Source organism: Vibrio sp. 1641, from assembly GCF_033339995.1.
In the GTDB taxonomy this organism is placed as follows: domain Bacteria; phylum Pseudomonadota; class Gammaproteobacteria; order Enterobacterales; family Vibrionaceae; genus Vibrio; species Vibrio alginolyticus.
The window spans coordinates 1-591 of the sequence record NZ_JAWOVP010000348.1 but is presented as its reverse complement, the minus strand read 5'-3'; the positions used below and the strand labels follow the sequence as shown (position 1 = coordinate 591).

1 protein-coding gene is annotated in these 591 nt (G+C 41.5%); it reads right to left on the bottom strand.

Translation table 11 applies throughout. The annotated features are described in order from the left end of the window. The coding region (locus R7Z47_RS25925) for a DUF945 family protein (RefSeq protein WP_318130905.1) at positions 1-591 on the bottom strand (591 nt) is incomplete at both ends.

Below are 591 nucleotides of genomic sequence, written 5' to 3'. Positions count from 1 at the left end.
CAATTCGCCGTTTGTTGCGGTCATCAACTTCATTGGGTCTTGCGTGATATGGTCTGTACCTTGAGGGACAGATAATTGCCACTCGTTGCGGAATTTACCTTCACCAAACGCCAAAGAAAGCTCATTAACTGAAAGCTTAAAGCCCTTACTAAATAGCGTGTCGATGTGAGGCATTAATTCGGACACCTGTTGTTCATCAAGTACTGGTGAGCTTTGATAGATCGACATAATTTGATCGAACGAGTTACTATCGACATCTGCAATAGCAAAATTCAACTTAAAGTTATCAACATCAGTGCCATCCGTTAGGCGCATTTTTTGAGCATTAATGTTCAATTGGCTGTTTAGCTTCTCACCGGTTTCGTCATTCGACGTGTTGCCGCTGTAGCTCGCCTTTTCAATCAAAAATACCTGTTTAAGCGATGAATCAACCACATCTAACTTTTCTAGAGAAAAGGTTTGTTCACCAAGCCAATAACCTTTCGCTTGCTTACCCTTACCCTGTCCACTCAGATCATTCAGGTGTAACTCGTCACCATTTTCAAAATCGACTTGAACTGAAGGAATCGATACTTGGTACTTCAAATAACC